This window comes from Caulobacter sp. LARHSG274 (genome assembly GCF_052871235.1).
Window position 1 is genome coordinate 57,900 of sequence record NZ_JBIXJO010000020.1, and the last position, 25,761, is coordinate 83,660.

General features: G+C 68.8%; 17 protein-coding genes. 5 read left to right on the top strand and 12 right to left on the bottom strand.

All coding sequences use genetic code 11. The features are described 5' to 3' along the window. Positions 1-250: 250 nt before the first annotated feature. The 5 genes from ACIPQB_RS22395 to ACIPQB_RS22415 all read right to left on the bottom strand — a co-directional run bounded on the left by ACIPQB_RS22395 (position 251) and on the right by ACIPQB_RS22415 (position 3,783). A complete protein-coding gene (locus ACIPQB_RS22395) occupies positions 251-1,090 on the bottom strand; it encodes a TauD/TfdA dioxygenase family protein (protein WP_446487458.1) in 840 nt (279 codons plus the stop codon). A gap of 64 nt (positions 1,091-1,154) precedes the next feature. After that, positions 1,155-1,757 (bottom strand): TetR/AcrR family transcriptional regulator, encoded by a 603-nt coding sequence (locus tag ACIPQB_RS22400; RefSeq protein WP_446487459.1) that lies wholly within the window; start codon positions 1,755-1,757, stop codon positions 1,155-1,157. 62 nt (positions 1,758-1,819) lie between these two features. Continuing rightward, a complete protein-coding gene (locus ACIPQB_RS22405) occupies positions 1,820-2,620 on the bottom strand; it encodes an SDR family NAD(P)-dependent oxidoreductase (protein WP_446487460.1) in 801 nt (266 codons plus the stop codon). Positions 2,621-2,636: 16 nt separating this feature from the next. Further along, positions 2,637-3,383, bottom strand: a complete 747-nt coding sequence (locus tag ACIPQB_RS22410) for an SDR family NAD(P)-dependent oxidoreductase (protein WP_446487461.1) — start codon at positions 3,381-3,383, stop codon at positions 2,637-2,639. Between the two features lie 10 nt (positions 3,384-3,393). Continuing rightward, positions 3,394-3,783 carry a hypothetical protein gene (locus tag ACIPQB_RS22415; protein WP_446487462.1) on the bottom strand — a complete coding sequence of 130 codons (390 nt, stop codon included), beginning with the start codon at positions 3,781-3,783 and terminating at the stop codon, positions 3,394-3,396. On the opposite strand from ACIPQB_RS22415, the gene ACIPQB_RS22420 reads away from it, so the two are divergent. Further along, positions 3,782-5,248, top strand: a complete 1,467-nt coding sequence (locus ACIPQB_RS22420) for a carboxylesterase/lipase family protein (RefSeq protein WP_446487463.1) — start codon at positions 3,782-3,784, stop codon at positions 5,246-5,248. The genes ACIPQB_RS22415 and ACIPQB_RS22420 overlap by 2 nt on opposite strands. Before the next feature lie 209 nt (positions 5,249-5,457). Here the strand turns inward: ACIPQB_RS22420 and ACIPQB_RS22425 are convergent, their stop codons facing one another. Then, on the bottom strand, positions 5,458-6,240 hold the full coding sequence (locus ACIPQB_RS22425) for an SDR family NAD(P)-dependent oxidoreductase (RefSeq protein ID WP_446487464.1): 783 nt from the start codon (positions 6,238-6,240) through the stop codon (positions 5,458-5,460). 205 nt (positions 6,241-6,445) lie between these two features. Here ACIPQB_RS22425 and ACIPQB_RS22430 point away from each other — a divergent pair, with 205 nt between their 5' ends. After that, entirely contained in the window at positions 6,446-7,357 is a 912-nt protein-coding gene (locus ACIPQB_RS22430; protein WP_446487465.1) for an SDR family NAD(P)-dependent oxidoreductase, read from the top strand. 123 nt (positions 7,358-7,480) lie between these two features. On the opposite strand, the gene ACIPQB_RS22435 is transcribed toward ACIPQB_RS22430, so the two are convergent. Then, positions 7,481-9,088 carry an AMP-binding protein gene (locus ACIPQB_RS22435; protein WP_446487466.1) on the bottom strand — a complete coding sequence of 536 codons (1,608 nt, stop codon included), beginning with the start codon at positions 9,086-9,088 and terminating at the stop codon, positions 7,481-7,483. A gap of 286 nt (positions 9,089-9,374) precedes the next feature. On the opposite strand from ACIPQB_RS22435, the gene ACIPQB_RS22440 reads away from it, so the two are divergent. After that, on the top strand, positions 9,375-12,320 hold the full coding sequence (locus ACIPQB_RS22440; protein ID WP_446487467.1) for a TonB-dependent receptor domain-containing protein: 2,946 nt from the start codon (positions 9,375-9,377) through the stop codon (positions 12,318-12,320). Positions 12,321-12,908: 588 nt separating this feature from the next. Here ACIPQB_RS22440 and ACIPQB_RS22445 read toward each other — a convergent pair. Further along, complete coding sequence (locus tag ACIPQB_RS22445; RefSeq protein WP_446487468.1) at positions 12,909-14,810, bottom strand: peptide MFS transporter; 1,902 nt, start codon at positions 14,808-14,810, stop codon at positions 12,909-12,911. 25 nt (positions 14,811-14,835) lie between these two features. After that, positions 14,836-17,595 (bottom strand): DUF5695 domain-containing protein, encoded by a 2,760-nt coding sequence (locus ACIPQB_RS22450; protein ID WP_446487469.1) that lies wholly within the window; start codon positions 17,593-17,595, stop codon positions 14,836-14,838. A gap of 218 nt (positions 17,596-17,813) precedes the next feature. On the opposite strand from ACIPQB_RS22450, the gene ACIPQB_RS22455 reads away from it, so the two are divergent. Both ACIPQB_RS22455 and ACIPQB_RS22460 read left to right on the top strand, forming a co-directional pair. After that, positions 17,814-20,186 carry a beta-L-arabinofuranosidase domain-containing protein gene (locus ACIPQB_RS22455; protein ID WP_446487470.1) on the top strand — a complete coding sequence of 791 codons (2,373 nt, stop codon included), beginning with the start codon at positions 17,814-17,816 and terminating at the stop codon, positions 20,184-20,186. Between the two features lie 11 nt (positions 20,187-20,197). Beyond that, complete coding sequence (locus ACIPQB_RS22460) at positions 20,198-21,958, top strand: DUF885 domain-containing protein (protein ID WP_446487471.1); 1,761 nt, start codon at positions 20,198-20,200, stop codon at positions 21,956-21,958. 31 nt (positions 21,959-21,989) lie between these two features. Here the strand turns inward: ACIPQB_RS22460 and ACIPQB_RS22465 are convergent, their stop codons facing one another. From ACIPQB_RS22465 to ACIPQB_RS22475, 3 genes are all read right to left on the bottom strand, one after another. Continuing rightward, positions 21,990-22,631 carry a GntR family transcriptional regulator gene (locus ACIPQB_RS22465; protein WP_446487472.1) on the bottom strand — a complete coding sequence of 214 codons (642 nt, stop codon included), beginning with the start codon at positions 22,629-22,631 and terminating at the stop codon, positions 21,990-21,992. A gap of 191 nt (positions 22,632-22,822) precedes the next feature. Then, the gene (gene alr, locus ACIPQB_RS22470; protein ID WP_446487473.1) at positions 22,823-23,926 is read right to left on the bottom strand and encodes an alanine racemase; all 1,104 of its coding nucleotides are present in this window, start codon (positions 23,924-23,926) and stop codon (positions 22,823-22,825) included. A gap of 167 nt (positions 23,927-24,093) precedes the next feature. Then, entirely contained in the window at positions 24,094-25,611 is a 1,518-nt protein-coding gene (locus ACIPQB_RS22475) for a replicative DNA helicase (RefSeq protein ID WP_446487474.1), read from the bottom strand. Between the last annotated feature and the right edge of the window lie 150 nt (positions 25,612-25,761).

The following is a 25,761-nucleotide window of genomic DNA, read 5'->3' on the forward strand; positions in this document are numbered from 1 at the left end:
GGACCACGGCGCCATGCGGCCAGCGTCATCCACATCTACGGTCCTCTTTCATCCGTCTCCCCGGCGAAGGCCGGGGCCCAGATTCAGCCGTCGTATGGGACGATGATCCGAAACACTCCGCTCTACGACCTGGGTCGCGGCCTTCGCTGGGAAAACGGCTTGCGGGTGTACTCGCGTCGGCGGCCGGAAAACGGGCTCGACGCCGTCAGCGTCGAGCCCGCTTCGGATCGCTTTGGTCGAAACCCGCCGCCTATTCGAAGGGCTCTTCGCCCTGCAGCTTGGTGCGGTGCATCATGCGATTGCACTTGGGGTCATAGGCCTCGGCGCGGTGCATGGTGCCGGTGTTGTCCCAGATGACCAGGTCGCCGACCTTCCATTCGTGGCTGTAGCTGAACTCTTCCTGGGTCGCCCATTCGCGCAGGCCGACCAGGATTTCGGCGCTCCAGGCGGCGTCGACATTGACGACCCGGTGGGCGGTGCAGCCGAGGACCAGCGACTTGCGGCCCGAGGCGTGCTTCCACACCAGCGGCAGTTCGTTCTCGCCGATCGCCTGCATGCCCTTCAGCTTGGCCAGGCTGGGTTCGGGCTCGTAGTAGAACACCGAGGCCCAGACCGAGTGGGCCACGCGCAGCGTCTCGTATTCGGCCTTCTGCTCGGCGGAGAGGGCCTCATAGGCGGCGTAGGTGTTGCAGAAGCCGGTGTTGCCGCCCCAGGTGGCCGGCACCCGGCACGACAGCAGCGAGGCCAGGATCGGCACGTCGTTCATGGTGCCGTCGATGTGCCAGTAGAGCGAGCCCTTCAGATATTCCGCGGCCGCCGGGTTCTCCTTGGCGTCCAGCGTGATCTTGGTGATCTCCTCGCCGCCGCGATGCTCCGGCGCGAACGTGCCCAGCGTCTTGGTGAAGGCGATCTGCTCCTCGTCGGTGAACTTGATCTCGGGGAACACCAGGACGCCGCGCTCTTCGAGCAGCGCGCGCAGTTCCTTGCCGATCGCGCCCGACAGCAGCTCTTCCTTGGTGTTCAGCACCCGGCTGCCGATCTTCGGCTTGATCGCTTCCTGCGACACGCGGGTCAAAACATCGACGGACATAACGCGTCTCCCCAATCCATTTTTCATTTGCTGAACACATGTTCAGCATGGATGGTCGGCGGCGTCAAGTCCCGCCCGGCGCGGGGGGCGGCGACAGCAGCTGGTCGAGCCAGGCCTCGACGAAGGCGCGGGCGTCCGCATGGCCCGAGCGCACGCCAAGCTCGCTTTCCATGACCAGGGCCCGGCCGATGCCGGCCAGCACCAGGCTGAAACCGGCCGGCGTGCCGCTGCCCGAGGCCGCCAGCTTTTCGCCGATCAGTTGCTCCAGCGCCGCGACCTGGCGGGCGCGCATGGCCTCGCTGTGGCGGGCGATCTCGGCGCCGATCACCTTGCGATGGTTGGCCAGGGCCACGAACTCGAAGGCCAGGGTGGTCCGACTGGTGTCGGCGAAGAAGCGCCAGAGGGCGCGCAACGGATCGTCGCTCGACAGGGCCTGCTCGATCATCGCGTCGCTCTGGGCCGCGCCGCGCTTGAAGACGGCCAGGAACAGGTCGTCGGTGGTGGGGAAATAGTAGTGGACCAGCGACGGCTTCAGTCCGGCGCGGATCGCCACCCGTCGGGTGCTGGCGGCGGCGTAGCCTTCCTCGCGGATGACCAGTTCGGCCGTATCGACGATCAGGGCTCTGGTTTCCGAGCTCTCGTTACCAATTCGACGTTTTGCGGTCATGGCCGGAGCATAGGCGGCGTCGGACCGCGCGCAAGCTTGGTCGGCCGGAGACGCGGCGGCGGTCACGTCGCGAAGGCCTGGACCGAGATCCCGCTCATCGCCGTCCAGCCGGCGTCGTTGTCGAACACCGCCCCGGTGGCGAAGCTGGCTTCGTCGCTGGCGAGGAACAGCGCCATCATCGCCATCTCCTCAGGCTGGGCCATCCGCCCCAGCACGCCCATCCGGTCGATCAGCTCGTTGGAGGTCGGCAGGCCCTTCTTCTGCATCTCGATCCGCTGCTCGCGGGCCATGGGCGTCTCGGTCGCGCCGGGGCACAGGGCGTTGGCGCGAATCCCGTGCTTGCCCAGCTCGACCGCCGTCACCTTGGTCAGGGCGATGACTCCGGCCTTGGAGGCGCAATAGCCGGCCGAGCTGGCGACGATATGGGCGGCGATCGAGGCGGTGTTGACGATCGACCCGCCGCCCGCCGCGATCATCTGCGGCGCGACATGCTTGGTCATCAGCCAGGCGCCCTTCAGATTGACCTCGACGCAGCGGTCGAAGGCCTCTTCGGAGATGTCGAGGATCGAGCGCTTGCCCTCGGTGTCGACCCCGGCGTTGTTGAACAGGATGTTGGGCAGGCCAAGCTCGGCCACGGTGCGGTCGACGATGCGCCGCACGTCCGCGGTCTTGCTGATGTCCGCGCCGATGGCGATCGCTGCGCCCCCGGCGGCGCGGATCGCCTCGACCACCGGCGCGACCCTGGCCTCGTCCAGGTCGACGGCGGCGACCTTGGCGCCTTCGCGCGCGAAGATCAGCGCCGAGGCTTGCCCCATGCCGCCCGCCGCCCCGGTGATGATCGCGATCTTTCCCGCCAGGCGCATGGCCGCGTCTCCCGGCTCAGGCCGATCCCATGTAGCGGCCGCCGTTGGTGCTGATCGTCTGGCCGGTGACGTAGCCGGCTTCCTCCGACGCCAGATAGGCGCAGGCGGCGGCGATGTCCTCGGGCTGGCCGATCCGCTTCATCGGCAGGGTCTTGGCGAAGGCTTCGGCGTCGACCGGCGAGGCGCGCAGCATCGGGGTGTCGATGAAACCCGGCGGCACCATGTTCACGGTGATGCCGGTCGGCGCATATTCCAGCGCCAGGGCCTTGGTCAGGCCCAGCAGACCGCCCTTGGACGAGACGTAGTGCGCCTGGGCGAACGAGCCGGACTGCACCGACGAGGAGGTGATGTTGATGATGCGGCCCCAGCCGGCGGCGAGCATGTCGGGAATGACCTCGCGGCAGCACAGGTGCGGGCCCTTGAGGTTGATCGCGATGGTGCGGTCCCAGACCTCTTCGGTGATGTCCATGTAGGGCACGAAGGTCGCGATGCCGGCGTTGTTCACCAGGATGGTGATCGGGCCCCATTCGGCGCGGATCTGGGCGCCGGCCGCCTTGATCGCGGCCTCGCTGGCGCAGTCGACGGTCAGGGCCATGGCCTTGCCGCCGGCGTCGGTGATCATCTTGGCGGTCTCGGCGGCGCCGTCGCCGTTGAGGTCCAGGACGGCGATGGCCGCCTCGTCGCGCGCCAAGCGAACGGCGATGGCGCGGCCGATCCCGGATCCCGCGCCGGTGACGATGGCCACCTTTCCCTTCAACGACATTCTGGCTCTCCTAATGATGTTGTCTTGTGGCGGGCGGATTGGTCAGCGCCGCTTTCGCTTCGATCCTGGGTCGCCGGCCATTGGCGTCGCGGGGGCGCCCGCCTGCAACCGGAAAGACGTCCGCACCCGTCTGCATGACGCCGTCATGCCGAACAGCGGTTGAGATCAACCCTGTCGATGGCCATGCATCCCGCACCGTGACTGAACGACTGTTCAGGGTTTGAACAGGATGGCGGGGCGGCAAGTCAATCGTCGGCGACGGCTGCATCGCCGGGGCGGATTCTGGGCGTTCGTCGCCGGCCGCCATCGCCGTGTCGATGGATGGGCGGGACCGGTCGCTTACCGGATGATCGAAGGCCCGGCCCATGAAAGCCTGCCGGCAATCATTGGGGCGGATCATGAGCCAATTGACCATCAACACCGTGGCCGGCGCCGTGCGAGGGACCGTGGTCGACGGCGTCCGGCGCTGGCTGGGCGTGCCCTACGCCCGGCAGGCGCGGTTCGCCGCGCCGGGGCCGGTTGAACCGTGGAGCGGCGTTCGCGACGCCACGGCGATCGGGGCGAAATGCCCCCAGATGTACGGCAATGCGGCCAAGCGCGCGATGCTGAAGGCGCCGGAATTCGCCGAGGACTGCCTGGACCTCAACATCTACGCGCCCGAAGACGGGGAGGATGTGGGGCGCAAGCCCGTCTATGTCTGGATCCACGGCGGCGCCTTCGTAGTCGGCAACGGCGGTTCCTATGACGGCTCGGCGATGGCCAAGGCGGGCGACGTCATCGTCGTCACCATCAATTACCGGGTCGGGGTGCTGGGCTTCGTCAATTTCGGCGAGGTGCTGGGCCTGCCGAACATGCCCTCCAACCTTGGCCTGCGCGACCAGATCGCCGCCCTGGAATGGGTGCGGGACAATATCGCGGCCTTCGGCGGCGATCCCGACCGGGTGACGATCGGCGGCCAGTCGGCGGGGTCGATGTCGGTGTCGCTGCTGCTCCACGCCCGCTCGGCCTGGCCGCTGTTTCGCGGCGCGATCATGCAGAGCGGGGCGCTGAGCCTGATCCACAGCCGCGAGAAGAGCCGCAAGATCGCCCGGCGGTTCGCCCAGGTGCTGGGCGTCAACCAGGGCGACCTGGAGGCTATGCGGCGCATGGACCTGTATCGGCTGTTCGAGGCCCAGGCCACGGTCGGGGCGGAAAATCCCGGGACCATTCCGGCCTCGCCCTGGTTCGACGGCGACCTGCTGCCCGGATCGCTGGACGACGCGCAGACGCAGGCCGCGGCGCCCGTGCCGCTGATCGCCGGGGCGGCCCGCGACGAGATCCGGCTGTTCGAGTTGATGCCGGGCGACATCCTGCCCACGACATGGCCGCAGCTCGAAGCCCTGCTCGTCGGCCAGCTTGGCGACGCCCACGCCTCCCGCATCCTGGCCGCCTATCCGCGCACCACGGCCGGGCGGCGGGCCCTGGCCACGGATCTCACCTTCGCGATGCCGACGCGCAACTTCGCCGAACGCCAGGCGGGCCACAGCCCGACCTGGTTCTATCGCTTCGACTACAGCCATCCGATCGCCGGGGCGACGCATGGACTGGACCTGACCCTGACCTGGCCGATGCGGAACTTCCGCGCGGCCCTGGCGCGCGGCGGGCCGTTTCGCGGCAAGCGGGCGGCGCTGGGCCAGCGGATGATCGGCCATTACGCCCATTTCGTCCGCCACCTGACGCCGGCGCCCGGCTGGCCCGCCTATACGGCTGCGGAGCGGTCGGTGATGGTGTTCAATTACGACGACCGGATCGAGGCCAATCCCCACGGCGCGCGCCTGGCGGCCTGGGGCGGCCGCGAGGCGGGGGCGGGACTGGTCGGCGTGTAGGGCGCATTTGTTTCAAGTTGAATCGCGCATTTCAAATCCCCGTCTCCCCGGCGAAGGCCGGGGCCCAGGTGAAACCCACGAGCCGCTCAGGATGAATCTGGGTCCCGGCCTTCGCCTGGAAGAGGGAAGAAGGGAGAGCGCCGGGATGAGGACTATCGTAGCTCACCGCACATGGGCTTCGCGAGGATGAGCCCGCTCGGCCCGGCGGCCTATTCCGCGTCCGGCTCGACCCACGTCGTGCGCAGCGCCCGATCGGACATGTGCTTGGTCGTCGTCCAGCCGCCGTCCACGACGATGGTCTGGCCGTTGATGAAGCCCGCGCCCGGCGAGCAGAGGAAGGCGATGGTGCTGGCGATGTCCTCGACCTCGCCCAGGCGAGGGAAGGGGGTCGTCTCGAAGTTCACGCGCTTGAACATCTCGTCGTCGAACCGGTGGCGAACCATGTCGGTCATGGTCACGCCCGGCGCGACGCAGTTGGCGCGGATCCCCCTGGGCCCGTAGTCGCAGGCGATGTGTTCGGTCAGCGAGGTCAGGCCGCCCTTGGCCGCCGAATAGGCCCCGCCGCGCCGGCCGCCGATCACCGCATAGGTCGAGGTGACATTGACGATGCCGCAGCCTGGACCCATGTGGCCGATGGCCTCGCGGCAGAGCCGGAAGGGCGCGCGCAGCATCACGTCCAGGAAGCCGTCCAGCGTCGCGTCGTCGGTCTCGTGCAGCGGTTTGGGGCTGCCGGCGCCGGCGTTGTTGATCAGGAAATCGAGGCGGCCGAAACGCTCGAGCGCCAGGGCGACGATCTTCTGCGGCGCGTCGTCGGCGGTCACGTCGATCGACAGGACGGCCAGGCGGTCCGGGTCGTCGAGCGTGGACGCCAGGGTCGCCAGCTTCTCGGCGTCGCGGCCGACGCCGACGATCGCCATGCCCGCGTCGTGGAGCATCTTGGCCGTGCCCAGGCCGATGCCGCTGCCCGCGCCGGTGATGATGGCTACCTGCATGATCCGCTGTCCCTTCGGCTTTTCGCCAGCTCCTGCTGCGCCGCATTTGGCCGGGGCCTGTCAAGACATCGGCCCCGGACGGGCGGCATTCATCGCCGTGCCGGATTATCGCCCCGGGCCGGTTCCTGCGTGTTTTCGGTCGGTTACGGCGGCGATTCCGCCGTGTTACGCCGGTCGCCACGCTTACGAGGCGAAGGATGTCCGCATGACCGAACTCAGATTCGACGGCCGCGTCGCCGTCATCACCGGCGCCGGGCGGGGACTGGGCCGGGCCTATGCCCTGCTGCTGGCCGCCAAGGGCGCCAAGGTGGTGGTCAACGATCCCGGCGCCAGCATGAAGGGCGGCGACGCCGACACCGGCGTGGCCGAGGAAGTGGTCCAGGAGATCAGGGCCGCGGGCGGCGAGGCCGTCGCCTCCACCGCCTCGGTCGCCACCCCCGAGGGCGGCAAGGCCATCATCCAGACGGCGATCGACGCCTATGGCAAGGTCGACATCCTGATCCACAACGCCGGCAACGTCCGCGGCGCGCCGCTGAAGGAGATGAGCCAGGAGGACTTCGACGCCGTCCTCGACGTCCACCTGCGCGGCGCCTTCCACGTGGTGCGGCCGGCCTATGCGCTGATGTGCGAGGCCGGCTACGGCCGCATCGTGCTGACCTCGTCGATCGGCGGCCTGTACGGCAGCCGCAACCAGGCCAACTACGCGGTCTCCAAGGCCGGGGCCTTCGCTCTGTCGCATGTCGCCGCCATCGAGGGCGCCGAGTTCGGCGTCAAGAGCAACGCCATCGTGCCCGCCGCGGTGACGCGCATGGCCGACGGGCTCGACACCTCGATCTATCCGCCGATGGAGCCGGACCTCGTCGCGCCGTCGGTGGCCTGGCTGGCGCACGAGTCCTGTTCGATCACCGGCGAACTGCTGGTCTCGATCGCCGGGCGAGTGGCCAAGGCCTATGTCGCCGAGACTAGAGGCGTCTACCAGCCGTCCTGGACGATCGACGAGGTCGCCGCGCGGATGGGCGAGATCGGCGACCGGACCGACCCGGTGGTCTTCGAACCGGTCCCCAGCGGCCACGCCGAACATATCGGCTACAGCTTCGGCATGACGAAGGGCGGCTGACGCCCTGCGTCCTTCGAGGCCCGCTTCGCGGGCGCCTCAGGATGAGGAAATCAGCCAGGGCGTCCTCATCCTGAGGTGCGAGCCGACGGGCGAGCCTCGAAGGACGCACCGCGCCGCAATCGGCTATTTCCCCGTCAGCGTCGCCCGGATGCCCTGCTTGAGGACCTTGCCGGCGTCGTTCTTCGGCAGCGCCGTCCACAGCGCCACCGCTTCGGGATATTTGAACCGCGCCACGCCCAGGCCGGCCAGGAAGTCGGCGAGGCTGGGAACGTCGGGCGCGGCGCCCGCACGGGGCACGATCACCGCCACCGCCCGCTCGCCGGTCCTGGCGTCGGGCACCCCGACGATGGCGATCTCGGCGACGCCGGGATGGCCGATCAGCAGGTCCTCGATCTCCTTGGGCGAGATGTTCTCGCCGTTGCGGATGATCAGGTCCTTGATCCGGCCGGTGACGACCAGGTGGTCGCCGTCCACCAGTCGGCCCTGGTCGCCGGTGCGATAATAGCCGTCGGCGTCGAAGGCGCCGGCCTCGTCCTCGGCGTGGACATAGCCGACCAGCATCTGCGGCCCGCGGGCGCGGATCTCGCCGTCGTCGGCGATCCGGATGATGGCGAGGCCCGGGCGGCCGTCGGTCTCCGCCGCATGGCGCGCGTCGCCGCGGTCGATAACCCCGACCGTGGTGACCGGAACCTCGGTCGAGCCGTAGACCCGGCTGACGATGGCCCGCTCGAAATAGCCGGCGGCCTCATGAATGAGGCTTGGGGGCACCGAGGCGCCGCCGCAGATGAACAGCTTCAGGTCGGGCAGGCGGGTGCCGGCCTTGCGCGCCGCCGCCAGCAGGTGCTGCAGGAACGGCGTGGCGCCGGCCATGTGCGTGCAGCCCTCGCGCACCATGATCTCGACCGCGGCGTCCGGGTCCCAGCTCTCCATCAGGATCGCGGTCGCGCCGAGCAGCAGCGGGGTCTCGAACGCGTAGATCGAGCCGCCGATATGGCTGATCGGCGACGGCACCAGGAAGCGGTCGCCGGGTTCGACCCGCCAGCAGCGGCCGATCTGGCGGATCAGGGCGTTGATCGAGTTGTGGGTGTGCATCACCCCCTTGGGACGGCCCGTCGTGCCGCTGGTGTACATGACCATGCGCACATCGTCGGGGTCCAGGGCCGGCAGGGGCGTGGCCAGGGCGTTGTCGAGCAGGCTCGAAAAGGCGGTGTGCGGGCCCGCCTCGCCGCGGACGACGACGACCTCCGGCGGCGTTTCCAGCGCCTCGGCCACCCGGCTCAGCATGGCCGCGCAGTCATGGCCGCGAAAGGCGCTGGGCGCGAAGATCATGCGGCTGCCGATGTCGGCGAGCATGAAGCGCAGGTCGTGGTCGCGCAGCGACGGCAGGATCGGGTGGGCGACCATCCCGGCCAGGGTCGCGGCCATGTAGATCACCGCCGCCTCATGCCAGTTGGGCAGCATGAACGAGACGACGCTGCCGGGCGCGAAGCGGGCCAGCATGGCCCGCGCCAGCCGGCCGGCCTGGTCGTGCAGGTCGGCGGCGCGCAGGCGGGTCGCCCCGTCGATGACGAGGATCCGGTCCGGGTCCTCCGCCGCCAGACGCCGCAGGGCGTCGGCGCAGGTCTCCGGCCGCCACCAGCCGTCGGCATAGGCCTGCTGCGCCAGGGCGGGGTTCCAGCGGATCCGCCACCCCGTCGGGGTCGTGCGTGTCGCGTCATCCGCCTGCGTCATCCGCGCGCCTGTCCTTGTGCCGAGCCGTCGTCGCCGGATTTAGGCCGCTCGGTCGAACAGGGGCAATCGACGCGGGCAATCACCGCCGGGGCGATCAGCGGCGCGGCCGGGGAGACGGAAAATGATGATTCAGCCTGCGGTCACCCACGCCCCGACGCCCTCGAACCGGGCATCGCGAGCGGTACAGCTTGTATATCGTATAACATATTTGACATAAAGTGTATAATCATGCCTCCTGACCTCGAAGCGCGCCTGATCGCAGGCGCTTTGGTGGAGGGGAAATTCCATGCGCAGCAGACAGGGTCGTCTTGAGCTTCTGGCCGGAACCGCGGCCTTTGCGTTCCTGTCCTTGGTCGCCGCGGCTCCGGCCGCCTTCGCAGGCGACGTCGCGACGGCCGACGATGGGCCCGCGACCCTGGACGCGGTGGTGGTGACGGGCTCGCGCATCAAGCGGCCCAACCTGACCTCGGCCAGCCCGATGACCGTGGTCGGCAGCGACGAGTTCAAGTACCAGGGCGCCACCTCGGTCGAGAGCGTGCTCAACCGCCTGCCGCAGTTCACCGCCGACTCCAACGAGAACGGCTCGAACGGTTCGGACGGCACCGCGCGGGTCAACCTGCGCAACATGGGCTCCAGCCGCGTGCTGGTGCTGGTCGACGGCCAGCGGATGCTGCCGGCCGAGACCGCCGACGTGAACTTCATTCCCGGCGCCCTGGTCGACCGCATCGACGTGGTGACCGGCGGCGCCTCGGCGGTCTACGGCTCAGACGCCGTGTCCGGCGTCGTCAACTTCATCCTCAAGAAGGACCTCAACGGCCTGCGGCTGGACGCCCAGTACGGCATCGCCCAGCACACCAACGACAACGACTATTCCCGGTCGCTGATCACCAGCGCCGGCTACAAGCTGCCCGACAAGCACGTCACCGACGGGGCGAAGACCGACATCAACCTGGCCTTCGGGATCAACGCGCCGGACGGCAAGGGCAATGTCACCTTCTATGCCGGCTATCGCGAGCTCAAGCCGGTCACCCAGGACAGCCGCGACTACTCGGCCTGCGGCCTGAACCTGGACGGAGAGCGCAACAACGCCCTGGTCTGCGGCGGCTCCAGCAACAACGAATACGGCCTGTTCACCCTGCTCAGCGGCCCCAACGCCGGCCAGACGCTGAACAACACCAAGGACGGGAACAAGACCTGGGTCCCCTACGACAGCTCGTTCCTCTACAACTACGCGCCCACCAACTACATCCAGCGCTCGGACAGCCGCTACACGGCCGGGGCCTTCGCCCACTACGAGATCAACAAGGCCGCCGAGGTCTACGGCAGCTTCATGTTCATGGACGACCACACCTTCTCGCAGGCGGCGCCGTCCGCTCTGTTTCAGGGGACGACGTTCAAGATCAACTGCAACAATCCGCTGATGTCGGCCTCCCAGGCCGCGACGCTGTGCGGCTCGGCCGCGGGGACCGACGTCAACCAGGACACCTTCATCGGCTATCGCCTGACCGGACCCGGCAGCTCGCCCCGCCGCGACGACCTGCGCCACACCGCCTACCGCATCAATCTCGGCTCGCGCGGCGAGATCGCACCGGGCTGGACCTACGACGCCGGCTTCCTCTACTCCCAGGTCGTGCTCGACGAGAGCTACAAGAACAATGTCGACAACGCCAAGGCCGCCAAGGCCCTGCAGGTGGTCAGCGTCAACGGGACCCCGACCTGCAAGTCGGTGGTCGACGGCACCGACCCGAGCTGCGTGCCGATCGACGTCTTCAAGTACCAGGGCCTCAGCGCGGCGGCCTACAAGTACCTCTACGCGCCGACCTACACCCACGGGGTGCAGCGCGAGAAGGTGCTGAGCGCGACCCTGAATGGGGACCTCGGCCAATACGGGATCAAGAGCCCGTGGGCCAACGAGGGCGCGGCCGTGGCGCTGGGCGCCGAGCATCGCCGCGAGGAGCTGAAGTTCGAGGCCGACGCCCTGGCCCAGGCGGCCGGCACCAAGGAGAACGCCGGCGCCTTCAGCGTCAACGAGGTCTATGGCGAGCTGGACCTGCCGCTGGTCCAGGACGCGCCATTCATCAAGAGCCTGTCGGTCAACGCCGGCTACCGGACCTCGAAGTACGACTATCTCGACGACCGGGTCTCGACCTACAAGGTCGAGCTGCAATACGCCCCGACCTCGGACGTGCGGTTCCGCGCCAGCTACAACCGCGCGGTGCGGGCGGCCAATATCAGCGAGCTGTTCGCGGCCCAGTCGCTGGGCAATGTCTCGGCGGTGGACCCTTGCGCCGGGGCGGCGCCGACGGCCTCGGCCGCAGCCTGCGCCCTGACCGGCGTCACCGCCGCCCAGTATGGCAAGATCCCCGAATGCCCGGCCGAGACCTGCGTGACCCAGGGCGGCGGCAATCCCGACCTGAAGCCGGAAGTGGCCGACACCCGCACCGCCGGCGTCGTGCTGACCCCGCGCTTCCTGCCGGGCTTCTCGATGTCGCTCGACTATTTCGACATCTATGTCGACCAGTACATCGGCTCGGTCGACGCCCCGACCGTGATCAACCAGTGCGTCCAGACCAGCAATCCGTACTTCTGCAGCCTGTTCCACCGCGACCCGACCTCGGGCGTGCTGTTCGGCGACCGCGGCTATATCGTCGCCACCAACCTGAACACCGGCTTCCTGCAGACCTCGGGCCTGGACGTGACCGGCAACTACCGCCTCGACCTGTCGTCCCTGACCAGGACCGGCGACTGGGGCAGCCTCGACTTCAGCTTCGTGGGCACCTACCTCAACAGCCGCAAGATCGAGCAGCTGCCGGGCCTGGGGGCCTATAACTGCAAGGGCCTGTTCGGCCCGACCTGCGGCCAGCCCAATCCGGCCTGGCGTCACCAGATGCGGGTGACCTGGAACCTGCCCTGGGTTCCGGCCACGCTCTCGGCCAACTGGCGCTATTTCGGGGCCACCAACCTGGCGAGCAACGACAGCAATCCGTTCCTGCAGGGCGACTATGTCGAGGTCAATCGCCGCATCAAGGCCTACAGCTATCTGGACCTGGCCGCGACCTGGAAGGTGCGCGAGCAGCTGGCGCTGCGGGCGGGCATGAACAACGCCTTCGACAAGGACCCCCCGGCGATCGCCGCCGGCCTGCTCACCTCGTTCGGCAACGGCAACACCTATCCGGGCGTCTATGACCCCATGGGCCGGACGATGTTCGTGGGCCTGACGATGGACTTCTGAGGGGGCTTTTCTGACCCCTCTCCCGATGGGAGAGGGTCATAGGGTGCTCCATTCCCGCGGTTTGCGGGGATGGACGCTGGTCAGAACCAACGAAATCAACGCCCTACGATTTTCTCACTTTTTTCCGTCCTCACCCTTCCAGGCCGGCCCAATAATGCTCCCACCCAAGAGCACGGGGAGGGCGCACGTACGGCGACCGATGCGGCTTTTGGGGGTGGTCGAGCGGGAAGCGCTCTTCGGTGGTCTTTGGTGACGCCTCGCGGCGGTCCTGGGCAGGTTCCCTGAAACATCGGGACGAAGCCCCGGCGGCGAGGGACCGGCGGCGCAGCAGGCGCGGGCTGAAATCGCCCGCGCGGTCCGGACGGGGTTTCGTCGCCTCTCCGCCCGTCGGGGGCCTCCATCGGAGCGGGTTAAAAATCCGCGACCCGATGGCTTCCGGATAACGGTTCCACGCGAAGCGCCTGCACTTCGTCGAAACGGTAACAACATCAAAGCTATTCCGGGCGAGGCCCGGGCGCTTCGCACCCTCCCCATCGACTCAGCGGAGTTCCGCGTGAGGCGGAAAAGCCGTGTCCGCGGTCAGGCCGCTCAGCCGGCGTTCGTCGCGACATCCACCGGGGCGTGATGGTCGGTTTCGTCCGAGCCGTGCGACCATTTTTTCAGGATCGGCGACAGGGCCAGGAAGCCCAGGCCGATGGCGATCGAGACCGCGCCGATGCCGTTGAACACCGCCAGCGACCGGGCCAGGGCCGCGGCCGGGTCGAGCACCTGGCCGCCGACCGTCTCGGTGGCGGTCAGGCCGGCGACGAAGCCGCCGACCTTGTCGGCGATCGACACGGCCATGAACCACACCGCCATGATGAACGACACCAGGGCCGGCGGCGACAGCTTGGTCATCTGCGACAGGCCGACCGGCGACAGGCACAGCTCGCCGGTGGTGTGCAGCATGTACATCAGCAGCAGGAAGGCCAGCGGCATCCGGAAGGTCCCGTCGACGAACTGCGCGCCCCATTGCAGCAGCAGGAAGCCGGCCCCGACCTGCAGCAGGGCCAGGCCGAACTTGACGACCGGGTTCAGGTCCTTGCCGCGCCGGCCCAGCCACGTCCACAGGAAGGCGAAGACCGGGGCGAAGACCAGCAGCCAGCCCGAGCCCAGGGCCTGGGTCTGGGCGGCGTTGAAGCTGGTGTTGATCCAGAAGGTCGAGGCCCGGTTGATTCCCGCCGCCGCCAGCTGCTCGGGTGCGGCCAGGGTGACGGCGCCGTTCAACAGCCGCACCGGTTCGGCGACCAGGTCGAGCTCGACATTGGTGGCGGCGAACAGGTTCAGGGACGATCCGGCCTGGTCGAACAGGGTCCAGAAGATCACCGCCCCGAAGATCAGGAACACCGCCAGGCCCAGGCGCTCGCGCTCGACCTTGCCGCACTTGGCGAACATGAACCACAGGATATAGCCCAGCGAAGCGGCCATGCCGGCGATCAGGGTCAGGTTGACCGCCCCGGTGCGCCGCACCAGCCAGAACACCGCGCCGACCCCGGCCAGCCCCAGGATGTAGATCAGTCCCTCGCGGTTCAGCGGCCCCAGCAGCGGCCGGGCCAGCCGCTGGGGATCGGGCGGCTCGGCCTTGCCCCGCAACAGCGGCTTGCCCAGCACGAAGACCACGAAACCGGCCACCATGCCCAGCCCCGCCAGGCCGAAACCGGCCCACCAGCCGACCGTCACCCCCAGCAGACCGCACAGGATCGAGGCCCAGAACGAGCCGAGATTGATGCCGTAATAGTAGAGGGTGAAACCCGGGTCCCGGCGCGGGTCGCCCTGCGGATAGAGCTGGCCGACGATGGTCGAGATGTTGGGCTTCAGGAAGCCGACGCCGACGATGATCAGGGCCAGGGCCAGCCAGAGCAGGTTCAGATAGACCGGGTCGCGGCCCGCCACGCCCAGCTGGTACTGCCCTTTGGCCAGGACGGCCGGGATCCGGGCGTCGGCCGGCAGGCCGTCGACGGCGAAGTCGCCGGCCTTGGTGGCGGCCACCGCATAGGGCCGGTCCTCGACCACCAGTCGGGAGACCCGACCCTCGCCGCGGCCCTCGGAGACGAAGTCGTAGGTGCGGCCGGCATAGGTCAGGGTCTGGGTGGCCGGCGCGCCCTCGATCGCCATGGTCAGGTGGCCGGCGATCAGCAGCAGGGCCCCGAAGATCACCGCCTTGCGGGCCCCCAGATAGCGGTCGGCCAGGACGCCGCCGATCAGCGGCAGCAGATAGACCAGCGAGGTGTAGGAGCCGTAGTGGTTGGCCGCCGTCTTCGGGTCGAACAGGAAGTGCTGGGTCAGGTAGAAGATCAGGATGCTGCGCATGCCGTAGTAGGAAAACCGCTCCCACATCTCGGCGAAGAACAGGATCAGCAGGCCCCTCGGGTGGTCCCGCAGCAGCTGCATCAGCACCGGGACGCCGGTCGCCAGCGTGACCAGGATTCCCATGACGATGACGATGTTCATGGGGCGACCTTGCAAGGCTCGTCGATCATGGGGCGGGCCTTTCGAGATTCACGGGGGTCAAGACGATGGTGGTCGGCGTCTCGGCGAGCGGCAGGGTGTAGGCGCCTCGTTCGAGGACCGCGCCGGCCGGGCGATAGGGACGGGCGCCCTTGGTGGTGGCCTCGACCCGCAGCCGAGCCGCCGAGGTGGACGCGTCCCGCGCCGCCAGGGTCAGGGTCAGCTCGCCCGTGGCCGGGGAGTAGGCGGCGGCGTCGATCTTGCCCGCCTCCAGGGTGAGCCAGGCGCCGATCGGGGCCACGAACAGCCGGGTGCGCGCCCCGTCCCTGGGCTCGATCCGCACCACCCCGTTGGCCTGGCCGACATTGCCGCCGAAGCCCAGCCAGCCGAACGTCGGATCGTTGACCAGGTAGGTCGCCGCCGCATAGGCGTGGCCGAAGAAGCCCATGCCGTAGTCGCCGCTGTAGGGGTCCCAGGACATCATGTCCGGGGCCGAGTGGAAGGCCGCCGAGGAGAAGCCTTCCCGGTCGATATTGGTGATCCCGCCCATCAGGCCGCCATAGGCGACGCGCAGCAGGTGCAGGTCGCTCGGATCGGCGCGGTAGGCGTCGAAGAGCGGCACGGCGTTCAGGGTCGAGCCGTAGTGGTGGATCTGCCGCTCGATGCGCGCCACCTTGCCGCCATAGAGAAAGTCCCAGTAGCGCCGGGCGTTGCCGTTATAGCCCCAGCTGGGGAGGGTCGGGTCGTAGGCGAGGATCACCTCGCGGGTCTCGTCGGCCTGCTTCTGGTGGCCGAAGAAGCGCATCCAGGCATAGACCTCGGCCTGGCCCGTCGAGTCCCAGGCCATCTCGCTGCCGAACGGATAGGGCAGGGTCTTCCAGTGGTCGGCCCGGGCCTTCATCAAGGCCTCGAGTTCGTCGGCCTTGGCGGTCAGGCCCTCGCGCCGTAGGTCCTTGAGGATGTCGACGAAGACGTCGCCCTCCATCTGACCGAACTGGGCGTAGTACGGGGCGTCGCGCATCATCGCCACGGCGGTCAGCTGGGCGTGGTCGAGGTACCAGCGCCAGTCGTGGGCCTTGACCAGGCCGTCGTGATTGCGGGCCAGGCGGTAGAGCACCCAGTGGCCGACGGCCACGTGCGGATAGTTGTACGACCGGCCCAGGTCGCCGGCGTCCGTCTTCGACCACGAGGTCCAGGTCTTCCAGTTGGTCTTGGGATCGTAATAGGTCGGGAACGCGTCGGGGGCGTAGTAGAACAGGCTCTTCCTGACCGCCCCGACGTGCTCGCCCTCGGCCACCTGCAGCCCGCCGACGATGGTCTCGTTGACCACCCGTTCGAGCTTGGCCACTTCGCCGGCGTCGGGATTGTCCAGCTGCTTCATGATCGCCGCGACCCAGCTGCCGGCGCCGCCTTCGTCGCTCATGCCCGAGATCCAGACCCGCGGGTCCTGGGTGACGATCTTCTCGGCCTGGCGGTCGTAGGTGAGGATGCCGGGCGACCGCTTGAACGGGTCCGACGGATCCTCAAACCACTGCCTGGTCGTTGAGAACCGGCCGAGGTCGGCCATCGCCTGCTCAAGCGGCTTGGTGATGAAGTAGGAGACGGTCTGGACGCTGTCGTCGGCGTAGGTGATCAACAGCGTCGCCCGGCCCCAGCCCGCTGCCCGGATGGCGTAGCGCGCCCAGCCGGCGCCAGACTTGACCGGCGTGGCGGTCAGCGCGCCGGCCGGATAGCTGTCGATCCTGGCCACCGGCTTGGGCGACTTCAGGAACAGCGTCGCATCCTGATCGGTGGGCACGACATAGCCGGGAATGCCGACCGCGACCGGACGGCCGTTGGCGACCAGGGTGTCCTCGATCGCCCGGATCGAGGGCGAGGTGACCAGGCGCACCCCGATCGTGCGGCTTGTACCCGGCGCCAGGGTGAAGCTGGTGGGCGTGTTCCATTGCTCCTCGGCGGTCTTCCAGTCCTGCTCGGCGAAGCCCTTGCTGGCCACCGTCCAGTCGTAGAAGCCTTCCGAAGTCTGGCCGCGCTTGCTGCGGTCGGTGAAGATGTCGCCGGGCCTGGCGCCGCCGCCGGCCTGCTGGATCGGCCGATAGGCCTCCAGCGGCGTGGCCTGCTCCGGCAGGACCAGCAGGGCCGGGCCCTTGCCGTTGAGCCGGGTGACCTGCAGGTAGCCGGCGTCGCGGCCGATATAGGGATCGACGAAGCTGGCCTGGGCGTGGGCCTCCTCCAGCGAGCGGTCGGTGATGATGTTGTCGAACACCATCGGCAGGCCCAGGCCTCCGACCTCGACGGCCTGCTCGGAGATGTTGGTCAGGACGAAGCGCAGGGCCAGCGCGCCGCCCTCGGCGATCCAGCGGCGTTCGACCCGCAGCGGCGAGCCTTCGCCCAGGGACGCAGTGATGTCGGCCGCCGCCAGGGTCGCGCCGCCGGCCGCCAGGCGACGGATCGGCCGCCGCTGGTGGGCGGAGCTGAAGTCGCGCCAAATCCCGCCCGCTGTCCGCAGGCGCAGATGGATGTCGCCGACATGGACATAGCCGTCGCCAGCGCGTTCGGCCTCGCGGGCGCCAGGAACGAAGTCGAAGCCGGGTTCGGCGGTCGGCGACAGCCGGGCAAGCGTCTGGGTGTCGGTTCGCAGCTCGAGTCGGAACTGGGGCGTGCGATAGGCGGTCCTGGCGATCGGCGCGAAGACCGGCTTGGCCTTGGCCGGCTCCTGGGCGGTCGCGGTCAGGGGCAGGGTCGCCAGCAGCAGGGCCGCCAGGGCCGAGAGGCGACGGTTAGTCATCGGAGCCTCGTCATGTCCCGCCATTGGTCCTGGCCTTGCACAAACCGGTTCCCCCGCGCGTCGTCAAGGAAATTATACGGTATATGATTGGCCGTTGAGTCGTTGAGCTGTTGGCGCATAGACGCGTCGTGTCGATCGCCGCCTTTTGTCTGACGCCAGATTGACGGGCGAGAGGCGCGACTCTAAGATCGTATACGGTATCAAGTGGGATGTGACCGATGGCGACGCGCCGTGACCTGATGCTCGCCGCCGCGGCTTTGGCCGGAACGGCCCGGCCGATCGCCGCCCTGGCCAAGGCCCCCGGCGCCTCGCTGCCCGCCAAGGCCGCGCCCCTGCCGCTGTCGTCGGTGCGCCTGCTGCCGTCGGACTATGCGACCGCCGTCGAGGTCAACCGGGCCTATCTGCTGCGGCTCAATCCCGACCGTTTCCTGCACAATTTCATGACCTTCGCGGGCCTGCCGGCCAAGGGCGAGGTCTATGGCGGCTGGGAGTCCGACACCATCGCCGGCCATAGTCTGGGCCACTACCTGTCGGCCCTGGTGTTGACCTACGAGCAGACCGGCGACGTCGAATGCCGCCGCCGCGCGGACTACATCGTCGGCGAACTGGCCCGGGCCCAGGCCAAGCGCGGCACGGGCTATGTCGGCGCGCTGCAGCGCAAGCGCAAGGACGGGACGGTGGTCGACGGCGAGGAGATCTTCGCCGAGGTGATGAAGGGCGACATCCGCTCCGGCGGCTTCGACCTCAACGGCGCATGGTCGCCGCTCTACACCGTGCACAAGGTCTTCGCGGGCCTGCTCGACGTGCATCGCGCCTGGGGAAACCCGCAGGCGCTGGAGGTGGCGACGGGGCTGGGCGGCTATTTCGAGCGGGTCTTCGCCGCCCTTGACGACGCCCAGATGCAGACCCTGCTGGGCTGCGAATATGGCGGGCTCAACGAGAGCTATGCCGAGCTCTACGCCCAAACCGGCGATCGGCGCTGGCTGGTCGTCGCCGAGCGGCTCTATGACCGCAAGGTCCTCGACCCGCTGGTCGCCCAGCAGGACAAGTTGGCCAACTTCCACGCCAACACCCAGGTCCCCAAGTTGATCGGGCTGGCCCGCCTCTACGACCTGACCGGAAAACCGCAGGACGCGGCCGCCGCGCGGTTCTTCTGGACCACGGTCACCGACCACCACAGCTATGTGATCGGCGGCAACGCCGACCGCGAATACTTCTCGGCTCCGGACACCATCGCCGCCCATGTCAGCGAGCAGACTTGCGAGCACTGCAACACCTACAACATGCTCAAGCTGACCCGGCAGCTCTACGGCTGGCGGCCCGACGGCGCGCTGTTCGACTATTACGAACGCGCCCACCTGAACCATGTGATGGCGGCGCAGAACCCCAAGACCGGCGGCTTCAGCTATATGACACCGCTGCTGACCGGCGCGCCGCGCGAGTTCTCCAATCCGGCCGACGACCCATTCTGGTGCTGCGTCGGCACCGGCATGGAGAGCCACGCCAAGCATGGCGAATCGATCTTCTGGGAAGGCGAGGGGACGCTGCTGGTCAACCTCTACATCCCCGCCGAGGCGCAGTGGAAGGCGCGTGGCGCGACCGTGCGGCTTGAGACCCGCTATCCCTACGAAGCGGAATCGCGGCTGACCCTGACCAGGCTGGTCAAGCCCGGCCGCTTCACGATCGCCCTGCGGACACCGAGCTGGGCGAACGGCCGGGCCAAGGTCACCGTCAACGGCCAGGCCGTCACGCCTGAGACCGTCGGCGGCTACGCCCTGGTCGACCGCCGCTGGCGGGCCGGGGACGTGGTGGCTGTCAGCCTGCCGCTGGACCTGCGCCTCGAAGCCACGCCCGGCGACGCCCAGACGGTGGCGGTGCTGCGCGGGCCGATGGTGCTGGCCGCGGACCTGGGACCGTCCGGCGAACCCTGGAAGGGCGTCGACCCGGCCCTGGTCGGCGAGGCGGTGCTGACCAGCTTCCAGCCGGTGTCGCCGGAAAAGGCGGTCTATGTCGCCCGCGGCGTCGTCCGGCCCGCCGACCTGACCTTCGCGCCGTTCTACAGCCAGTACGAGCGGCGCAGCGCCGTCTATTTCCGGCGCTTCAGCGAAAACGCCTGGAAGGTCGAGGAGGCCGCCTTCCTGGCCGAGCAGGCGCGGCTGAAGGACATCAGCGCCCGTTCGGTCGACATCATGCACCTGGGCGAGATGCAGCCCGAACGCGACCACAACCTGGTCTCGGAACTGTCCTATCCGGTGGCCTATCGCAACCGCAACGGCCGCGACGCCCGCTCCGGCGGCTTCTTCGAATTCGAGATGAAGGTCCGGCCCGGCCCGCTGATCCTGCAGGCGACCTACTGGGGCGAGGAGCGCAGCCGCGACTTCGACATCCTCGTCGACAACGTCAAGGTCGCCAGCCAGCACCTGGAGGCCGACCGGCCCGGCAAATTCTTCGAGGTCGACTATCCGCTGCCGGAAGCGCTGACCAAGGGCAAGGCCAGGGTCAAGGTGCGGTTCGTTCCCCGCGATCGCAGCACGGCCGGTCCGGTGTTCGGCGTCCAGCTGTTCACCGCCCAGCCCGCGCCGACGGCATGAGGCCGCTGATCATGATGTCGCGAAGGACCGGACTTTTCGAGATCGCGATCGTCTGTCTGGCGCTGGCGACCGCGTCCCCGGCCCTGGCCGGCGCGACCGACAAACGCTTCGAGGCGATCTATGGCGAGGAATACGCTTGGCGCCTCAAGCAGGCGGGGCTCAGCGAAGACGGCCCCAAGAGCGACGCCTTCAAGCTTCCTGATGTCGGCCCTTCGGCCCAGGCTGAGCGGCTGGCGCGCTGGACCGCGGTGGCCGGGCGACTGGCCGACCTGCCGGTCGCCCAGCTGTCGAAGGCCAACCAGGTCAACTACGCCGTCTACAAGGGCCAGATCGACGCCCTGCTCGCCGAGCAGCGCTATCGCGACTACGAAAAGCCGCTGAACGCCGACAGCAGCTTCTGGGGCGAGGTCGCCGAGCAGACGCGGGGAACCTTCCGGACCGAAGCCGACTACCGCGCCTACATCGCCATGATGCGCGACATCCCGCGCTATTACGATCAGCAGATCGCCAACATGCGGGCCGGGCTGGCCCGGGGCTTCACGCCGCCGCAGGTGACCCTGCAGGGGCGCGACGCCGGCGTCGCCCTGGCGGCCGACGCCGCCACGCCTGAGGTTTCGCCGTTCTACGCGCCGTTCAGGACCTTGCCGCCCAGCCTGCCGCCGACGGTCCAGGACGCGCTGCGCCGCGAGGCGGCGGACGCCATCGCCCAGGCGGTGACGCCGGCCCACGCCCGCCTGCGGGCCTTCCTGCGCGACGACTACATCCCCGGCGCACGGCGCAGCCTGGCGGCCTACGACCTGCCGGACGGCAAGGCCTATTACCAGTCCAAGATCCGCGAGTTCACCACCACCGACCTGACGCCGGACCAGATCCACCAGATCGGCCTGGCCGAGGTGGCCAAGATCCGCGCCCGGATGCTGGACGTCATGAAGGAGGTGAAGTTCGACGGCGACCTGCCGGCCTTCCTAGCCTATCTGCGGACCGATCCGCGCTTTTACGCCAAGACGCCGCAGGACCTGCTGGACCGGGCCGCCTGGGACGCCAAGAGCTTCGACGGCAAGGCCTCGCAGTGGTTCGGCCACCTGCCGCGCAGCCGCTTCGCCATCCGCCCGGTCCCGGCCGAGATTGCGCCCTTCTACACCGGCGGCCGTGGCGGGCCGGGCGTCTATCTGGTCAACACCTACAACCTGCCGTCCCGGCCGCTCTATTCGCTGATGGCCCTGACCCTGCACGAGAGCGCCCCGGGCCACGCCTTCCAGATGCCGCTGGCCGCCGAGAACAAGGACCTGCCGGCCTTCCGTCGCGACACCTATGTGTCGGCCTATGGCGAGGGCTGGGCGCTCTATTGCGAGGCGCTGGGCGAGGACATGGGCCTCTATGAGACGCCCTATGACCGGTTCGGCATGCTCAGCTACCAGATGTGGCGCGCGGCCCGGCTGGTGGTCGACACCGGCCTCCACGCCCAGGGCTGGAGCCGCCAGCAGGCCCAGCAGTATCTGCACGACAACACCGCCATGGCCGACCACGAGATCGAGACCGAGGTCGACCGCTACATCGCCTGGCCGGGCCAGGCGCTGTCCTACTATCTGGGCATGCTGACCTTCGTCGAGGCGCGCAAGCGGGCCGAGCAGGCGCTCGGTCCCAAGTTCAACATCCGCGCCTTCCATGACGCGGTGCTGCAGCTGGGCTCGGTTCCGCTGCCGGTGATCGACGCCCGCGTCGACCAACTGATCGCCGAGGGCGGCAAGGGTCCGTATCCGGACGAGGAATGAGCCGCTTCAAGACGGAGCGGAAGAACCGCTGTCAGGTCGACAGTTGCTGCTTGAGGTCCGACAGCGTGCCGAGGATGTGATTGACGGTCAGGGCCTCGACGCCCTTGGCGTCCCCCGCCTTCCAGGCGTCGAGAATCTGGCGATGCTCCTGGCTGGCCCGCTCGTCGCGTCCGAACGGCTCCAGATGCACCCGCACATAGCGCTCGGCCAGGATCTGCAGCCGCTCCATCAGCTGGAAGGTGATGTGGCCGCCGGGGCGCACCAGCGCCAGGTGGAAGGCGCGGTTGAAGCTGACATGATCGCCGTCCGGCTTGGCCATCTCGGCTTCGAGCGCCGAGAGGGCGGCCTCGGCGACGGCGTGGTCGGCGGGCGTGGCCTTCAGGCAGGCCTCGGCCACCGCGCCGGGCTCCAGCTTCAGGCGCAGGGCGAAGACCTCGCTGGCCTCGTCGCTGGACAGATTGCGGACCACATAGCCGCGGTTGGGGTAGGAGCTGAGCAGGCCGTCCTGCTCCAGACGGCCCAAAGCCTCGCGCAGCGGGATCTTGCTGACGCCCAGCTCGGCGGCGATGACGTCCTGGCGAACGGCGGTTCCGGGCTGCATCGCGCCCACCAGGATGCGGCGGCGGACGATTTCGTAGGTCTGGTCGGACAGCGTGCGGACGACGATGTTCATAGGCGCAGGCTGAACCTCTTGGCGGACCGTCTTGCGGAACAAGCCCTGATCGATGGTGCGCGCCGAAACGGTTACGGCGCGGAATAGGCGTGATCGTATACCAGATTCCGCCCGCTAGCGCCCGGACTTTTCTAATCCTTTGTTTTGACGTTGTTTTCGCAAGAGTCGGCGACCGCTTTTCCGTGCGACGCCTAACCGCCCTTGATCACGCGCCGCGCCCGGGGCGCGATGCGGGTCAGCAGTTCGTAGGCTGTGGTCCCCGCGGCGGCGGCGGCGTCGTCGACCGGCAGGTCGGGGCCGACGATCTGCATCATCGCGCCGGGCCGGGCGGCGTCGCAGTCGGTGACGTCGACGGCGATCAGGTCCATCGACACCCGGCCCAGCAGCGGCCGCCGGGCCCCGTCGAACCACACCGCGCCGCGCGGATGGGCGGCGCGCGGGACGCCGTCGGCGTAGCCGACCGCCAGGATGGCCACGCGGGTGGTCTGGGTCGCCGTGAACGTCGCGCCATAGCCGATGCTTTCGCCGCGCGGCACGACCCGGGTCTGCAGGATCGGGGCCTCCAGCGTCGCCACCGCCTTGAGGCGGGGGTCGGGCGCATCGAGCGGGCCGCCGCCATAGAGGCTGATCCCCGGCCGGACCTGGTCGAAATGGTAGGCGGGGCCCAGGAATATCCCGCCGGAATTGGCCAGGCTATGCCGGGCGTCCGGGAACAGGGCGGCGGCCTCGGTGAAGCGGGCCAGCTGGCGGGCGTTCAGCGGGTGGTCCGGCTGGCTGGCGCAGGCCAGGTGGCTGACCACCAGGCTGATGTTGAGAAACTTCAGCCGGTCCATGGCCCCGGTCAGCACCACGGCTTCCTCGGGACGCAGACCCAGGCGGTTCATGCCGGTGTCGATATGCAGGGCCGCGTCCAGCGTGCGGCCGCGGGCGTGGCTGTTCCAGGCCTCGACCTGGGGCAGGCTGTTGAGCACCGGGGTCAGGCCCGCGGCCTCGATGGCCGGGGCCGCGCCCGGGGTGACGCCGTCCAGCAGGTAGATGGTCGCGACCCGATCGCCCAGGGCTCGCCGCAGGGCGACCCCCTCCGACAGCCGGGCGACATAGAAGCTCCGCGCGCCCGCATCCCACAGCCGCCCGGCCACCAGGGGCGCGGAAAGGCCGTAGCCGTCGGCCTTGACCGCCGGCGCGACCTCGGCTCCGGCGGCCTCGGCGACGAGCACGGCGTGGTTGGACGCCAGGGCGTCGAGATCCAGGGTCAGCAGGGCGGTGTCGGTCACGACGGCGGCTTTAGCACTCATCCGGGCGAGGGGAGAAGGGCGTTGGCGTGGGACGCCCCCTCCGTCCGCTTCGCGGCCACCTCCCCCGTTTCACAGGGGAGGAGAAGGTCGTTTCCTCCTCACCCGCAAAGCGGGGGAGGTGGCGCGTCGCAAAGCGGCGTGACGGAGGGGGCGTCCAGCAGCGCCAGCTACTCCTCGCCGCCCGATCTGTGCTGGTGGAAATAGTGGTCGCGGGCCAGGTTGCCGAAGCGGGTGGTGTCGCTGTTGAACGACAGCCGCACGGTGCCGATCGGGCCGTGACGCTGCTTGGCGATGATCACCTCGGCCAGGCCCTGCAGGCGGTCCATCTCCTCCTGCCAGGTCAGGTGCTCGGGCGTGCCCTCGCGCGGCTCGGCCCGGCCGACATAGTAGCTCTCGCGATAGACGAACCAGACCATGTCGGCGTCCTGCTCGATCGAGCCCGATTCCCGCAGGTCGGAGAGCTGGGGACGCTTGTCCTCGCGGTTCTCGACCTGGCGCGACAGCTGCGACAGGGCGATGACCGGACAGGCCAGCTCCTTGGCCAGGGCCTTGAGGCCCATGGTGATCTGGCTGACCTCCTGCACGCGGTTGGCGTTGGCGCCGAGGTCCGAGCCGGTGACCAGCTGCAGGTAGTCGACCACCACCAGGTCCAGGCCGACCTGGCGCTTCAGGCGACGGGCCCGGGCGGTCAGCTTGGCGATCGAGATGCCGCCGGTGGCGTCGATATAGAGCGGGGCCTCCTGCAGCTCGATGGCCGCGTCGCGCACCCGGCCGAACTCGCTGGCGTCGATCTCGCCCTTTCGCAGCCGGTCGCCCGACACCCCCGAAGCGTCGGCCAGCATCCGCAGGGCCAGCTGCTCGGCGCTCATTTCCAGCGAATAGAAGGCCACGACGCCGCCGCTGACAGTCTTCTTGGTGCCGTCCGGCTGCGGCTCCCAGGCGTATTTCCTGGCGATGTTGAAGGCGATGTTGGTGGCCAGGGCGGTCTTGCCCATTGACGGGCGGCCGGCCAGAACCACGAGGTCGGAAGGGTGCAGGCCGCCGATCTTCTGGTCGAGGTCGATCAGGTCGGTGGCGACGCCCGACATGCCGCCGTCGCGGCTATAGGCCTCGGCGGTCATCTCGACGGCGCCGCGCAGGGCGTCGCCGAAGCTGACGAAGCCGGAGCTGGCCACGCCGCTTTCGGCCAGGGTGTAGAGCTGCTGCTCGGCCGCCTCGATCTGGTCGCGGGCCGGCAACTGGACGTCGCCATGGCCGTGGGCGGTGGACGAGATCTCGCCGCCGATGCGGATCAGGTCGCGGCGCAGGGCCAGGTCGAACACCGCCCGGGCGTAGTCGCCGACATTGGCGGCGGGCGGCGCGCGGTCGACCAGGTCGGCCAAGTAGCGCAGGCCGCCCAGCTCCTCGAAGGCCGGGTCCTTCTTGAACTCGTCGGCCAGCAGGATCGGCTCGGCCAGCTGGCCCTTGCGGATGTGGGTCTCGATCGCCTGGAACAGCCGGGCGTGGAAGGGCTCGTAGAAATGGCGGCCCTGCAGGCTGTCGGTCAGCCGCTCATAGGCGGCGTTGTCATAGAGCAGCACGCCCAGCAGCGCCTGCTCGGCTTCCAGGTTGTGCGGGGCGACGGCGACGACGATGTCGCCCATCGACGAGGGTGGGCGGAGGTCTAGAGCAGGGACGAGGGACATGGGCGCAAGTTAACGCGGAGCCTCCTCCGGCGCGCGGGTCGGTTCGCCGCAGGCGACAGATGAACGGGGATATTCCGTGTATGTTCTGCCTGGCTGTTGCGACAGGTTCGGACGTATGAAAAAGGCGCGGAGATCGCTCTCCGCGCCATT

Excerpts from the sequence above, each read along its gene's own strand:
- ACIPQB_RS22395 (WP_446487458.1), bottom strand. The coding sequence starts at position 1,090 with ATGTCCGTCGATGTTTTGACCCGCGTGTCGCAGGAAGCGATCAAGCCG.
- ACIPQB_RS22400 (WP_446487459.1), bottom strand. The coding sequence starts at position 1,757 with ATGACCGCAAAACGTCGAATTGGTAACGAGAGCTCGGAAACCAGAGCC.
- ACIPQB_RS22405 (WP_446487460.1), bottom strand. The coding sequence starts at position 2,620 with ATGCGCCTGGCGGGAAAGATCGCGATCATCACCGGGGCGGCGGGCGGC.
- ACIPQB_RS22410 (WP_446487461.1), bottom strand. The coding sequence starts at position 3,383 with ATGTCGTTGAAGGGAAAGGTGGCCATCGTCACCGGCGCGGGATCCGGG.
- ACIPQB_RS22420 (WP_446487463.1), top strand. The coding sequence starts at position 3,782 with ATGAGCCAATTGACCATCAACACCGTGGCCGGCGCCGTGCGAGGGACC.
- ACIPQB_RS22415 (WP_446487462.1), bottom strand. The coding sequence starts at position 3,783 with ATGATCCGCCCCAATGATTGCCGGCAGGCTTTCATGGGCCGGGCCTTC.
- ACIPQB_RS22425 (WP_446487464.1), bottom strand. The coding sequence starts at position 6,240 with ATGCAGGTAGCCATCATCACCGGCGCGGGCAGCGGCATCGGCCTGGGC.
- ACIPQB_RS22430 (WP_446487465.1), top strand. The coding sequence starts at position 6,446 with ATGACCGAACTCAGATTCGACGGCCGCGTCGCCGTCATCACCGGCGCC.
- ACIPQB_RS22435 (WP_446487466.1), bottom strand. The coding sequence starts at position 9,088 with ATGACGCAGGCGGATGACGCGACACGCACGACCCCGACGGGGTGGCGG.
- ACIPQB_RS22440 (WP_446487467.1), top strand. The coding sequence starts at position 9,375 with ATGCGCAGCAGACAGGGTCGTCTTGAGCTTCTGGCCGGAACCGCGGCC.
- ACIPQB_RS22445 (WP_446487468.1), bottom strand. The coding sequence starts at position 14,810 with ATGAACATCGTCATCGTCATGGGAATCCTGGTCACGCTGGCGACCGGC.
- ACIPQB_RS22450 (WP_446487469.1), bottom strand. The coding sequence starts at position 17,595 with ATGACTAACCGTCGCCTCTCGGCCCTGGCGGCCCTGCTGCTGGCGACC.
- ACIPQB_RS22455 (WP_446487470.1), top strand. The coding sequence starts at position 17,814 with ATGGCGACGCGCCGTGACCTGATGCTCGCCGCCGCGGCTTTGGCCGGA.
- ACIPQB_RS22460 (WP_446487471.1), top strand. The coding sequence starts at position 20,198 with ATGATGTCGCGAAGGACCGGACTTTTCGAGATCGCGATCGTCTGTCTG.
- ACIPQB_RS22465 (WP_446487472.1), bottom strand. The coding sequence starts at position 22,631 with ATGAACATCGTCGTCCGCACGCTGTCCGACCAGACCTACGAAATCGTC.
- alr (WP_446487473.1), bottom strand. The coding sequence starts at position 23,926 with ATGAGTGCTAAAGCCGCCGTCGTGACCGACACCGCCCTGCTGACCCTG.
- ACIPQB_RS22475 (WP_446487474.1), bottom strand. The coding sequence starts at position 25,611 with ATGTCCCTCGTCCCTGCTCTAGACCTCCGCCCACCCTCGTCGATGGGC.